6 protein-coding genes, 12 tRNA genes and 2 rRNA genes are annotated in these 13,794 nt (G+C 46.7%); all 20 read right to left on the bottom strand.

The window, feature by feature from the left end; genetic code table 11:
• Window positions 1-432: 432 nt before the first annotated feature.
• Entirely contained in the window at window positions 433-1,773 is a 1,341-nt protein-coding gene (glmM, locus tag BN1546_RS14805) for a phosphoglucosamine mutase (RefSeq protein WP_058831497.1), read from the bottom strand.
• 60 nt (window positions 1,774-1,833) lie between these two features.
• Entirely contained in the window at window positions 1,834-3,303 is a 1,470-nt protein-coding gene (locus BN1546_RS14800) for a CdaR family protein (RefSeq protein ID WP_090738094.1), read from the bottom strand.
• The gene (gene cdaA, locus BN1546_RS14795) at window positions 3,300-4,133 is read right to left on the bottom strand and encodes a diadenylate cyclase CdaA (RefSeq protein ID WP_013373237.1); all 834 of its coding nucleotides are present in this window, start codon (window positions 4,131-4,133) and stop codon (window positions 3,300-3,302) included. The genes BN1546_RS14800 and cdaA overlap by 4 nt, the downstream gene beginning before the upstream one ends.
• 221 nt (window positions 4,134-4,354) lie before the next feature.
• On the bottom strand, window positions 4,355-4,978 hold the full coding sequence (locus BN1546_RS14790; RefSeq protein WP_090738092.1) for a zf-HC2 domain-containing protein: 624 nt from the start codon (window positions 4,976-4,978) through the stop codon (window positions 4,355-4,357).
• Between the two features lie 150 nt (window positions 4,979-5,128).
• Window positions 5,129-5,695, bottom strand: coding sequence for an RNA polymerase sigma factor SigW (sigW, locus tag BN1546_RS14785; protein ID WP_013373239.1), 567 nt, complete (start codon window positions 5,693-5,695; stop codon window positions 5,129-5,131).
• A gap of 190 nt (window positions 5,696-5,885) precedes the next feature.
• Window positions 5,886-8,678 (bottom strand): phosphoenolpyruvate carboxylase, encoded by a 2,793-nt coding sequence (gene ppc, locus BN1546_RS14780; RefSeq protein WP_040102797.1) that lies wholly within the window; start codon window positions 8,676-8,678, stop codon window positions 5,886-5,888.
• A 726-nt stretch (window positions 8,679-9,404) separates the two neighbouring features.
• A tRNA-Gly gene (locus BN1546_RS14775) sits at window positions 9,405-9,475 on the bottom strand.
• A 9-nt stretch (window positions 9,476-9,484) separates the two neighbouring features.
• Window positions 9,485-9,558, bottom strand: a tRNA-Pro gene (locus tag BN1546_RS14770).
• A 24-nt stretch (window positions 9,559-9,582) separates the two neighbouring features.
• Window positions 9,583-9,659, bottom strand: a tRNA-Arg gene (locus tag BN1546_RS14765).
• Between the two features lie 5 nt (window positions 9,660-9,664).
• Window positions 9,665-9,739, bottom strand: a tRNA-Gly gene (locus BN1546_RS14760).
• Window positions 9,740-9,749: 10 nt separating this feature from the next.
• Window positions 9,750-9,830: transfer RNA gene (locus tag BN1546_RS14755), tRNA-Leu, on the bottom strand.
• A gap of 11 nt (window positions 9,831-9,841) precedes the next feature.
• Window positions 9,842-9,917 (bottom strand) — tRNA-Lys (locus BN1546_RS14750).
• Between the two features lie 4 nt (window positions 9,918-9,921).
• A tRNA-Gln gene (locus tag BN1546_RS14745) sits at window positions 9,922-9,996 on the bottom strand.
• Between the two features lie 55 nt (window positions 9,997-10,051).
• Window positions 10,052-10,127 (bottom strand) — tRNA-Val (locus BN1546_RS14740).
• An 11-nt stretch (window positions 10,128-10,138) separates the two neighbouring features.
• A tRNA-Glu gene (locus tag BN1546_RS14735) sits at window positions 10,139-10,210 on the bottom strand.
• A 10-nt stretch (window positions 10,211-10,220) separates the two neighbouring features.
• Window positions 10,221-10,293, bottom strand: a tRNA-Thr gene (locus tag BN1546_RS14730).
• A gap of 3 nt (window positions 10,294-10,296) precedes the next feature.
• A tRNA-Asn gene (locus BN1546_RS14725) sits at window positions 10,297-10,372 on the bottom strand.
• An 18-nt stretch (window positions 10,373-10,390) separates the two neighbouring features.
• A 5S ribosomal RNA gene (rrf, locus tag BN1546_RS14720) occupies window positions 10,391-10,507 on the bottom strand.
• A gap of 77 nt (window positions 10,508-10,584) precedes the next feature.
• Window positions 10,585-13,514, bottom strand: a 23S ribosomal RNA gene (locus tag BN1546_RS14715).
• Window positions 13,515-13,700: 186 nt separating this feature from the next.
• A tRNA-Ala gene (locus tag BN1546_RS14710) sits at window positions 13,701-13,776 on the bottom strand.
• Between the last annotated feature and the right edge of the window lie 18 nt (window positions 13,777-13,794).

Raw genomic sequence — 13,794 nt, 5'->3', positions numbered from 1 at the left:
TCTTATAATTTAGGTTATAAAATAATTTGGGCATCTACCGGTGCGTTGTGTAAACAGTTGCCTGTTCATTTTCCGCTGCCGGTTTACGGGTTGATGCTTCACCGGAAGGTCCCCGCCGAATGTTTCGAACACCTTCACCTCGTCAGCTTGCTTTGTCGTGAACCGATGCGAGCAATATCATCTCCACGGAATCTATTGCTTCTCCACCAAGTTCCCCCGCACAAAATCAAGCTCTGGCGCTTGTATTACGTTACCTCACAACCCTCGCTTTCTCTATTTGAGTCACAACATCCCTATATTATATTCAGCAGAGCATCATTTGGCAATGACACTTTATTCATAATTACACCCTAAAGGCGTTAAATCCTTAGTGAATAACCGTAAATGCGGTTGCCTGCTTATGTTTAACAGGCAACCTACGTTTACAAAATTTTAAACTAATTCTTTTTTCACGACATCTACGATCTGTCCGACGAATTGCTCCAGCTCATCTTTGTCCGGGCCTTCGGCCATTACACGAATAAGCGACTCTGTACCTGAAGCACGGACCAATACACGCCCATTATCGCCCAATTGTTGTTCCACCTGCTCAATGGCTTCTGCAATCGCAGGATTCCCCTCGTAATTGCGTTTGTCCTGCACACGTACATTCACAAGCACTTGCGGATATTGTTTCATAAGGGACTTTAGTTCGCTCATCTTCTTGCCGGAAGCTTTCAGGGTATCTACCAATTGAATCCCCGTCAACATGCCATCACCTGTCGTATTGTGGTCTAGGAAAATAACATGACCAGACTGCTCACCGCCCAGATTAAATCCACCCCGACGCATTTCTTCCATCACATAACGGTCTCCGACCGCAGTTTTTGCAGTCTTGAGAGCCAGCTTTTCAGTAGCTTTATAAAAACCGATATTACTCATTACTGTCGATACAATGGTGCTGTCCTTGAGTTTTCCAGCGCGGTTCATTGCATCTCCGCAAATACAGAGAATGTAGTCTCCATCTACCTCTTCCCCGTTCTCATCAATTGCGATCAGGCGATCAGCATCGCCGTCAAAGGCAAGCCCAATATCCGCTTTCAAGCGGCGCACTTCCTCTTTCAGCTTTTCAGGATGAGTCGAGCCACAATGATCATTGATATTCAATCCGTTTGGCTCCGCTCCGATCGTGTGCACTTCAGCTCCCAAATCCGTAAAAAGCTTCGGTGCCAGCTCATAAGCTGCTCCGTTTGCACAGTCCAATACAATTTTTAGACCTTCAAAAGAATGACTAATCGTTGTTTTCAAAAACTCCAGATAATTGTAGCGGGAATGCTCGTCTACAACAACCGTGCCCAACCCGCTGCCAATCGGACGAGGCAATTGGTCTTCTTTTGCATCCATAAGCTCTTCGATTTTCAATTCCGTTTCATCGGTTAATTTAAACCCATCTCCGCCAAAAAACTTAATCCCGTTGTCCTCAACAGGGTTGTGAGATGCTGAGATCATTACACCAGCGTCCGCTTTCAATTGCCGTGTGAGATATGCCACCCCAGGCGTCGAAACAATACCTAGGCGAACCACATTAGCCCCAATGGACAACAACCCGGCTACCAGTGCCGATTCCAACATCAGCCCGGATATCCGTGTATCCATACCAATCACAACTGTCGGTTTCTCTACATTACCTGCTAAGACATATCCGCCGCAGCGGCCAATGCTATATGCCAGTTCGGCTGTTAGTTCCTGATTAGCAATGCCTCGTACACCATCTGTACCAAAATATTTCCCCATGTAAAATGACTCCCTTTTTTTGTCTAATAAATCTTGATCATTTACTACAGATAAAACATGTTATGGCTGACTGTTCTCCGAGGTTCCATTCGCAGAAGATTCTGCGCCGTTATGAGGATTTGTTTTATCCTCCGCAGCTGCGTTGTCCCCGGTATTAGCGTCAGAGTTGCCACCTTGATTGCCCTGCCCCTCCTGTGGCCTCTCCTGCCCCTTATCACCACTACCAGAGGGGTTTGATTCATTCTCACTATTCGGATTCGTTACAGCAGGCGTAGAAGGGCTCTCAATGTTTACCGTTGCCTTTAGTTGGCCGGCATTCCCGGCTTGTGTAATGTATTTAGGCAAGCCTACTTTCAAAGTAACCTCGTGTTGACCAGCCGAGAGGCCACTTACATTTGCCACCAAACTAACGTCATCATTGGTTAAATTGTTTACCAAATCCTGAGGACCCTTCACAGTAACATCCATCGTTTTGCCTGTGGGCGCTATGACAGTCGCATTAGCTCCATCTCCTGCACCTTGTAAAACGATTGGGATGCCTGACAGCGTCCGTTCCGTATCTGTAACTTCATTGGAAGGAACGACAGTCACCTGAATTTGTATTGACCCTGGCTCGATTTTATCAGAACCTGAGGGAGCTGCCAAATTAGCTTGAACCATACGGGTCCCCGCTTCCGTAAATTGACTCAGATCGAGTGTAACCGTGACATAAGAGCTGAGGCTGCTTAATACATCCTGTGATGCATATACCGCTGCTTCCTTCACGTTTGCGTTTACTTTAGAAAGCGCCAATCCGTCTGGCAGCTCTCCGGAATAGACTATCTTGACAGGCACAGACTTCGCCTGCTGAGTGACCGGGATTTCAACGGATACCGTGGATGGCTCAATGACCGCACCTGTGAGTTCCTGTCCCTTTTTGTTATAAGCTTTCAGTTTTACACGTTTCTGTTCAAACTTTTCTGAGATGCCATCCGTATTAACAGCCCCTTGCACCGCAGTAACGGTATTCAACTGGCTTTTGGGTAAAGTAACCTTTACCGTTTGAGGAGCAATCACAGGCTTGCCGAGCTGTAGCCCCGCATCTGGACTACCCTTAGGTACTATAGATACATTGAATGATTTCGTTTGTTTTTCCTCAATTGTTACTGTAACACGGTTAGGAGTCATCGATACCAATTCCACCCCATCCGGCAAATCCGGTTCAAGTGACAATGTTTTAGTACCTGCTCCTAAGCCGCTTAAGTTTAGTTTTGCCTGATAATTATCCGCGAAAAAAGTAGTCAGGACAGAGCGCTGTCCTCTGACCTCCATCTTTACATGATCCGTGTCCATAGTAGACAGCACATACTTTGAATCATCCAGACCACTGGCCTGAATGGCCACATTATCAATTATTTTATTATTATAGGAAACGGTCAACGTAGACGAAGGTGTACCTGTATCCAGATGAACCATTCCCCACAGCATTATAGCAACCGCAAGCGCCAATATCTTCGAAATCGTATTATTGTTAATCCATTTGTCCATCATGAATTTCCACGGCCTCCCCTCCGATTCCAGAATGAGCCGCGTTTTTCCTTCAGTGACGGTGTTGGCCGCAACTCCTCATACAGCTTGGAGATTAGGGATTCTTCCTTAATGTCTCGCACGACCTGACCATTGATAGCCAACGAAATTTGCCCTGTTTCCTCCGATACCACGACAGTTACGGCATCGGTTACCTCACTCACGCCAATTGCAGCCCGATGACGGGTTCCCAACTCCTTGCTAATGAAGGGATTTTCCGATAATGGCAAATAGCAGGCCGCAGAAGCAATCTGTTTATTTTGTATAATCACCGCACCATCATGCAAAGGCGTATTGGGAATGAAGATGTTAATTAGCAGTTCAGAACTAACTACGGCCTGTGTCTTGATACCAGACTCCGTATATTCGTTCAGTCCTGTCTCGCGCTCGAATACGACCAATGCTCCTATTTTTCTACGTGATAAATAATTCAGCGCCTTAATCATTTCTCCAATTAACTTATTGATTTCTTCATCATCTACTGACGAACGCCCAAATAATTTACCACGCCCCAACTGCTCTAGAGCACGACGCAACTCAGGTTGAAAAATAATAAAAATAGCCACTACACCAAAGGTGAACATCTGATTCATCAACCACTTGAGCGTGTACAAATCAAACCAGGTACTAACCGCCCAAATAACGACCAGGAACAGAATTCCTTTTAACAATTGAACTGCTCGCGTTCCGCGAACAAGTAAAATAAGCTGATACATAATATAGGTTACGATTAAAATGTCGATAATATCTTTAATGGACTCTTTCCAAGTCAGGTCCGCAAAATAATCCAACATGCGCATGCCCCCGCAATTTTCTGTAGTGAGTGGGTGTAATATGTACACAGTATGCTCTCTCTATCTAGGTTATAACGATCAGGCTCACGTTGCAAGCTGTGCGACAAAAGAATCACCAAAATCAGTAAAATACAGTACGATTCGCCAGATTCATATACAAAAAAACGCCTTTTCCAGCGGAAAAAGGCGCTCGATATCGTTCTTGCCATTTCAAGCTTCTTTTATGGAGAAGACGGTCCCCCGAACAAATCGGTAAACTTGTACCAAATCCAGTCCAAGGTTTGATCGATACTTTTAACCTGTCCTGCAATATGGGCGGTTGAAGCTTGATAGTAAGAGCCGTCAATCACAGTAAGATTTCCTTCCACATCACCGTATACACGGGCCTCACCATTTTGTACTGTTAAATCTCCGGCAATGGATTTCCCTTCAGGTACAATTACAGTATCGCCCTGAATAACAACTTGATCTAGATTGCTTCCTTTGACTACCAATTGATGGTCCGTGCTAGAAAAGCTGGCCATACTTGAGCATATCACAATAAGGAAGAAGGCGGCAGCTGTTACAGCGGGATGTCTCTTCACCCAAGTTAGCATAGGCACCGCAGGCTGTCTTTTATGCGGCGGCAAAGCATTCATAATGCGAAATGTCAGCTCATCCGATACACACGGCACTTGATGATAGCGTGTACCGTAAAGCATCGCATCCGTCCGCTCCAGCTCTTTAAAACGCATGCGGCATTCCGGGCAGTCTAACAAGTGTTGTTCCAACTCATGTTTGTCCTGCTCAGACAGGTCGCCATCTAGATAGTCATGCATAAAAGAGACGGCTTGTTTGCAATCCATATGAGCCAATCCTTTCTAATATTCTTCCGTGTTTCTCAACATAACATGCTCCGGCTTAGAAACTTTGCTCATCTTACATACGTTACAACGAGCATTATGTTTCATAAAAACATCTACGCAGGCTCTTTTCCTAGAATGTATGCACATCATTTATAGCTTGTGCTCCAATTTTTTGCGTAGAAAATCCCGTCCCCTGTGTACTCTTGTCTTAATTGTGGTAACTGGGAGATTGAGCACATCGCTAATTTCCTGCAAGGAAAGCTCCTGCAAGTACCGTAAAACCATAATCGTCTTGTATTTATCCGGAAGGCTGTCAATGGCGTCATGAATTAAAGCTTGCGTTTCCGACAACAGCGTACTCCCTTCAGGGGTAAGCTCTTCACTAGCAAGCATGGCGTACCCATCAACACCTTCTTGATCATTCATTTCAGCATCAAGTGAGTATGTAGGTTTTCTCCTTCGCAGACGATCAATGCACAGATTTGTAGCAATCCGATAAATCCAGGTTGAGAACTTCTGCCCATGGTCATACTTTTCCAAGTTGCGATACACACGCAAAAAAGTTTCCTGCACCAAATCCTCCGCCTCATGACGATTACCTAGCATCCGGTAGGAAAGATGAAAAATCCGATCTTTATATAACTCGACTAACTCCGCAAAAGCTCGCTGATCACCTTTTTGCACCAGCCTAACCAAGCGGCTTTCCATATTATCCACTCTATACTCCCCCAGACTTGCTGATGGGTTACTTATTATATGTTTATGATTATTCATCGTAGTTTAATTTTATCCAGAAATCAACTGAAGTATGGACACAAGTAACAAACTCGTGCGTCATTACTATAAACACAGCACAATCGGGCACTCCATGAGTACCCGATTGCCTGTATCATACAGCCAAACTATATCAGCCTGTGTTTCTCAAGCCTGCGGCAATTCCGTTAATCGTCAACAGTACCTCACGCAGCATTTCAGCATCATCACCGTTCTGATTACGTAGCTCGCGCAGCTCACTTAGCAATTGAACCTGCAAATAACTTAACGGATCGACATAAGGATTACGCAATCGGATAGATTCCTGAATAACAGGTACATCGTCCAAAATCTCAGATTGTCCGGTTATTTTCAAAATCAACTCAGATGTCAGCTTGAACTCTGCAGAAATCTGTCCAAATATACGTTGTCGTGCTTCTTCATTATCCGACATCCCAGCGTACTCCTCTGCAATCAGCAAATCCGCTTTAGCGATTGCCATTTGCAGTGTATCAATAAGCGACCGGAAGAAAGCAGAGTCTCTAAACATCGTTTGCAGCACTTTAAGGTTATCTTCATTGTTTTGATAGTAGCTTTGCAAACCAGTTCCTGCCGCATACCAAGCGGGTAGCAAGTAACGACTTTGTGTCCACGCAAAAACCCACGGAATGGCGCGCAAGTCCTCAAAACGTTCGCTATTCTTACGCTTGGACGGGCGAGATCCAATATTCAGCTCGCCTACCTCAGGCAACGGTGTAGATTCTTTGAAGAAACTGAAGAAATCCGGGTCTCGGAAAATCAAATCTTGATACTTCTCCAGTGATACCTCGGAAATACGGGCAATAATCTCCTCCCAGCTTTCCTCGAACACTTCTTTCTTTCCCGAGCGATGATAGGCAGCAGCCGTAATTAACGCCGATGTCGCCTGCTCCAAGCTCCGATATGCAATCCCCTTGAGCGAATAGCGGGATGATAGCACTTCGCCTTGCTCTGTAATCTTAATTCCTCCACCAATGGTATGAGGAGGCTGAGCCAGAATACTGCGGTTAAGTGGCATTCCTCCACGCCCCAGCGCTCCTCCACGTCCGTGGAAAAACTTCACTTTTGCGCCATACTCGTTTACTACTTCCGTAATGCTATTCATAGCGACCCGAAGTTCCCAGTTCGCTGTAACCACACCGCCATCCTTATTACTATCCGAGTAGCCAAGCATGATCTCCTGAAGCTCATCCATGGCGGCTACAGATTGTCGATATACAGGCAGGTTCATCAATCTTCTCATAATATCAGGTGCAGCGTGCAAATCATCTATCGTTTCGAACAAAGGAACGGATTGCAGCGTACAGATGACAGTGCCATCCTTCTCGATGCGGAACAGGCCCACCTCTTTGGCTAATACCATGACCTCAAGCAAATCACTGGCCCCTTGGGTCATACTGATCAAGTAGCTTGTAATGGACTGCTTGCCAAATTCCTCCTGAGCCAAATAAATCGTACGATATACATCAAGACATTCCTGTGTGCTATCGCTATATTTTAAATACGGCGAAGTAATCGGACGCGGTTCATTCAGCAGCTGTTCCAGCAGATCTATTTTTTCTTCCTCTGACAACTTACTGTAATCTGACACAATATTCATTTTAGAAAGAATTTCAGTCATCGCATTTTCATGTTCCTGACTATGCTGACGCACATCCAGCGTAGCCGTATGAAACCCGAATAGCTCTACCTGACGAATCATCTTTTGGATATACGTGTCTGCCACATAATCAGCAAAATGATGGCGCAAGCTGTTGTCAATAACATTCAGGTCTGCAATAAGTTCCTCCGCGGAGCTGTAGCGCTCCTTGGTACCCTGTTTGCTTTCATCCAAAACGTTATTCACCTTAGCAATCATATATGCCAGTTTGATGCGATAAGGCTCTTTTTCGTTATGCCATACTTCCATTTTTTTAAGTGTGATGTGGGCGCGGTCTTCTTCAATAGAAGCCAACAAATCATCAGAAACCCGCACAATGCTGGTACTGAAGCTCAAGTAACCCATGAGTTCTTTCAGCGTGTGCTGATACTCTCTCAAAGCCAGCTTACGTTGCATACGTAACGTTTCCCAAGTCACATGAGCTGTAACAGATGGATTCCCGTCTCGGTCTCCACCGATCCAAGAACCAAATCTCAAATAAGTTGGAATGTGCCATTTTTGCTCAGGATAATATTTGACCAAACATCGTTCCAGTTCTTGGTATACATCCGGCAATACATGAAACAAGGTCTCATGAAAATAATACATTCCATTTCTTACTTCATCTAATACAGTTGGCTTTCGATCACGCAGCTCATCCGTCTGCCACAGTGTAATTACTTCATTAAGCAGATTTTCCCGTACCTGTTCTCGCTCACGCAAAGTAAGCATCGGATTATCCAGCAGCATGACGTCTTCGGAAATACGTTTGTGGATATCCAGAATTACTCGTCGTGTTGCTTCTGTAGGATGTGCAGTCATGACCAGTTCCAAGGAGAGCTCATTCAACATGTTGCTAACGTCCTCAGCGGAGAAGCCTCCTTGTTTAAGCTCCTGAACGGAACTTTCGATAGAACCGGGTTGAACCTCTTCACCAGCGGAATGCTCATAATCCCGCTTACGACGAATACGGTGGTTCTGCTCAGCGATATTCACCAACTGAAAGTAAATCGCAAACGCGCGAATAACCTGGTGACGAATATCCGTATCCAGTCCACTGACCATTTGTTTGAAATTCTCGTATAACTCCGGCTGATACCCGGCACGTAACGATTTACTTGCCTCACGTATTTTCTCCACGATATCCAAAAGTTCGTTGCCACCCTGATGAACCAAAACCTCACCAAGAATATTTCCTAGAAAACGAACGTCCCGCCGTAGCAGATTGTTGGATTGGTTTTTGTTAGCGGTTAACGTAAGCTCAGTCATGCTTTTCCCCCCATCTGATCTGTTCCACACCTATTCAGTTGTAGCAAAGGTACGTATACACACGAAATTTGACACTTTCTTAACATCATACAATAAAAACGTATGAAAAGCTGCAAAATTTACAGGAAAAAATCATGCTTTTGAAATACTTTTTTGGAGAATATATTGGTTATATATACATAATAATGAAATTTAAAAATTAAACCTGATTTTATAACTATTGATGTGCGAAACTTTATGCACAGTCTCTTTTAAAAGGTGCGTTTTCAAAGGTACAAATTCTTGTGTCATGATGTGTATATGTTTATTATTTGTTGACAAAGTGAAATTCATTGCGCTCTATCCACAAAGATATACACAAAAAAGCCATAATCTCAGTATTCTAAATCTGTTTACTCATTAATTTCTACGTGTTACCCACATAAATAAAGAAGAGTGTGCACAACAAAAGGAGCAGATGTAAAGTTATCACCATGAATTTCGCAACATAATAATTATAGGATTCCTATTTTCAATGGATTTGATCACGAATTTAGCCTTACTACAGGAGAAAGGGGGCCGTAAGAGGGGAAATCCGGGTCTAGGTGATAAAAGCCTATATAGGATATGCACAAGTCATCCCCAACCGTGCATGACAAGAGGCATCATTTAATGCTCTATATACATAGAAGTTAATGTATTGTGGACAAAATAAAAAGAAGCCTTTCGGCTTCTAGGTAATCGGTAAGCGGGTGATGGGAATCGAACCCACGCTATCAGCTTGGAAGGCTGAAGTTCTACCATTGAACTACACCCGCAAATCAGTATCGGGATGACACGATTTGAACATGCGACCCCCTGGTCCCAAACCAGGTGCTCTACCAAGCTGAGCTACATCCCGATATTATATTTTTTAAAAAAAATATGGCGCGCCCTGAGAGATTCGAACTCCCGGCCTTTTGATTCGTAGTCAAACGCTCTATCCAGCTGAGCTAAGGGCGCAAATATGGAGCGGACGACGGGAATCGAACCCGCGACCCTCGCCTTGGCAAGGCGATGCTCTACCGCTGAGCCACGTCCGCAAAAACAATATGCGCGTGGAGGGACTTGAACCCCCACGTCAAAGACGCTAGATCCTAAGTCTAGTGCGTCTGCCAATTCCGCCACACGCGCATATAATACAATGGTGAGCCATGAAGGACTCGAACCTTCGACACCCTGATTAAAAGTCAGGTGCTCTACCAACTGAGCTAATGGCTCTTAATGGCTGGGGATATAGGATTTGAACCTATGCATGACGGAGTCAAAGTCCGTTGCCTTACCGCTTGGCTAATCCCCAATATGCATATGATTCACAATTCCCCTATATTTCATCCATGTAAGAGAATAAAATATGGTGGAGGCTGAGGGGATCGAACCCCCGACCCTCTGCTTGTAAGGCAGATGCTCTCCCAGCTGAGCTAAGCCTCCATACTATCCTATGACCCGTAGGGGATTCGAACCCCTGTTACCTCCGTGAAAGGGAGGTGTCTTAACCCCTTGACCAACGGGCCATCCTGTAACAGCTCTCAACCGGGATCGAACCGGTGACCTCATCCTTACCATGGATGCACTCTACCTACTGAGCTATGAGAGCAAATGGCTCCCCGAACAGGACTCGAACCTGTGACAACTCGATTAACAGTCGAGTGCTCTACCAACTGAGCTATCAGGGAATAATAATTATAAAACTCGCTTGGCGGCGTCCTACTCTCCCAGGACCCTGCGGTCCAAGTACCATCGGCGCTGGAGGGCTTAACGGTCGTGTTCGGGATGGGTACGTGTGGAACCCCTCCGCTATCGCCACCAAACATGAATTTGCCTCGCAAATTCTAACTTCAAGGTTACACCCTGAAAACTGGATCCGAAACTTCATTGCGCTTTATCTTAGGATAAGCCCTCGACCGATTAGTATTGGTCAGCTCCATGCATTACTGCACTTCCACCCCCAACCTATCTACCTCGTCGTCTTCAAGGGGTCTTACGAATTGGGAAATCTCATCTTGAGGGGGGCTTCACGCTTAGATGCTTTCAGCGCTTATCCCTTCCGTACATAGCTACCCAGCGGTGCTCCTGGCGAAACAACTGGTACACCAGCGGTACGTCCATCCCGGTCCTCTCGTACTAAGGACAGCTCCTCTCAAATTTCCTACGCCCACGACAGATAGGGACCGAACTGTCTCACGACGTTCTGAACCCAGCTCGCGTACCGCTTTAATGGGCGAACAGCCCAACCCTTGGGACCTACTTCAGCCCCAGGATGCGATGAGCCGACATCGAGGTGCCAAACCTCCCCGTCGATGTGGACTCTTGGGGGAGATAAGCCTGTTATCCCCAGGGTAGCTTTTATCCGTTGAGCGATGGCCCTTCCATGCGGTACCACCGGATCACTAAGCCCGACTTTCGTCCCTGCTCGACTTGTAGGTCTCGCAGTCAAGCTCCCTTCTGCCTTTGCACTCTTCGAATGATTTCCAACCATTCTGAGGGAACCTTGGGGCGCCTCCGTTACTCTTTAGGAGGCGACCGCCCCAGTCAAACTGCCCACCTGACACTGTCCTCGCACCGGATCACGGTACCAAGTTAGAACCTAGATACGATCAGGGTGGTATCCCAAGGATGCCTCCTCTCAAGCTGGCGCTCAAGATTCAACGGCTCCCACCTATCCTGTACAGATCGTACCCAAATTCAATATCAAGCTGCAGTAAAGCTCCATGGGGTCTTTCCGTCTTGTCGCGGGTAACCTGCATCTTCACAGGTATTAAAATTTCACCGGATCTCTCGTTGAGACAGCGCCCAAGTCGTTACGCCATTCGTGCGGGTCAGAATTTACCTGACAAGGAATTTCGCTACCTTAGGACCGTTATAGTTACGGCCGCCGTTTACTGGGGCTTCGGTTCATAGCTTCGCTCCGAAGAGCTTACCACTCCCCTTAACCTTCCAGCACCGGGCAGGCGTCAGCCCGTATACTTCGCCTTGCGGCTTCGCACAGACCTGTGTTTTTGCTAAACAGTCGCTTGGGCCTTTTCACTGCGGCCCCCTCGGGCTATTCACCCTACCGAGGCACCCCTTCTCCCGAAGTTACGGGGTCATTTTGCCGAGTTCCTTAACGAGAGTTCTTCCGCGCGCCTTAGAATTCTCTTCTCGCCTACCTGTGTCGGTTTGCGGTACGGGCACCTTCTCCTGGCTAGAGGCTTTTCTTGGCAGTCTGAGATCATGACCTTCGCTACTATAATTTTCGCTCCCCATCACAGCCCAGCCTTAACGATGTGCGGATTTGCCTACACATCAGCCTCACTGCTTAGACGGACATCCATCAGTCCGCGTCACTACCCTACTGCGTCACCCCATCGCTCATAACGGATTACGGTGGTACAGGAATTTCTACCTGTTGTCCTTCGACTACGCCTATCGGCCTCGCCTTAGGTCCCGACTTACCCTGAGCGGACGAACCTTCCTCAGGAACCCTTAGGCTTTCGGCGGATCTGATTCTCACAGATCTTTTCGTTACTCATACCGGCATTCTCACTTGAATGCAGTCCAGCGCTCCTTCCGGTACACCTTCAACCCGCATTCAACGCTCCCCTACCCCTGATGCAAAAGCATCAAGCCATAGCTTCGGTGGTGTGTTTAGCCCCGTTACATTTTCGGCGCAGAGTCACTCGACCAGTGAGCTATTACGCACTCTTTCAATGGTGGCTGCTTCTAAGCCAACATCCTGGTTGTCTGTGCAACTCCACATCCTTTCCCACTTAACACACACTTGGGGACCTTAGCTGATGGTCTGGGCTGTTTCCCTTTCGACAATGGATCTTAGCACTCACTGTCTGACTCCCGGAACTAAATCTATGGCATTCGGAGTTTGACTGAGCTTGGTAACCCTTGCGGGCCCCGCACCCAATCAGTGCTCTACCTCCACGATTCTTCTTTCCGAGGCTAGCCCTAAAGCTATTTCGGGGAGAACCAGCTATCTCCGGGTTCGATTGGAATTTCTCCGCTACCCCCACCTCATCCCCGCATTTTTCAACATGCGTGGGTTCGGGCCTCCAGTGCGTGTTACCGCACCTTCACCCTGGACAGGGGTAGATCACCCGGTTTCGGGTCTACGTCCACGTACTCATTCGCCCTATTCAGACTCGCTTTCGCTGCGGCTTCAGCTCTTCACCTTAACCTTGCACGGGAACGTAACTCGCCGGTTCATTCTACAAAAGGCACGCCATCACCCCTAAATTGGGCTCTGACTTCTTGTAAGCACACGGTTTCAGGATCTATTTCACTCCCCTTCCGGGGTGCTTTTCACCTTTCCCTCACGGTACTGCTTCACTATCGGTCGCCAGGGAGTATTTAGCCTTGGCAGATGGTCCTGCCGGATTCATACGGGGTTTCACGTGCCCCGCACTACTCGGGATCCGTCTCGGAGAGAACAGGTTTTGAACTACAGGGCTTTTACCTTCTCTGGCGGGCCTTTCCAGACCTCTTCATCTAACCGGTTCCTTTGTAACTCCATGTGAGACGTCCCACAACCCCAAGGAGCAAGCTCCTTGGTTTGGGCTAATCCGCGTTCGCTCGCCGCTACTGACGGAATCACTATTGTTTTCTCTTCCTCAGGGTACTTAGATGTTTCAGTTCCCCTGGTCTGCCTCTCACTCACCTATGAATTCAGTGAGTAGTGACTGTCGATGAAGACAGCCGGGTTTCCCCATTCGGACATCCCCGGATCAAAGCTTGCTTACAGCTCCCCGAGGCTTTATCGTTGTTCGCCACGTCCTTCGTCGGCTCCTGGCGCCTAGGCATCCTCCGTGTGCTCTTTGTAGCTTAACCTAGTATCTACAATGTAAATACGATATGCTACCTTTATTTCACTTGTTTACACAAGATCAGCTTAAAGGAATATTCTAAAACGCAATTTCGTTTCGGTATCCAGTTTTCAAGGTGCAAAGCTGTGTGATTATCAATTAACTCCTGAAGAGTTAATGATCTTCAAACAATTATAGATGAAATTGTAATTGGTGGAGCCAAGCGGGATCGAACCGCTGACCTCCTGCGTGCAAGGCAGGCGCTCTCCCAGCTGAGCTATGGCCCCAAAAGAAAATATAAAATT

This window comes from Paenibacillus sp. Mc5Re-14 (genome assembly GCF_001049835.1).
Lineage (GTDB): Bacteria > Bacillota > Bacilli > Paenibacillales > Paenibacillaceae > Paenibacillus > Paenibacillus polymyxa_C.
The sequence above is the reverse complement of the archived record's forward strand: the minus strand, read 5'-3'. Positions and strand labels throughout refer to the sequence as shown.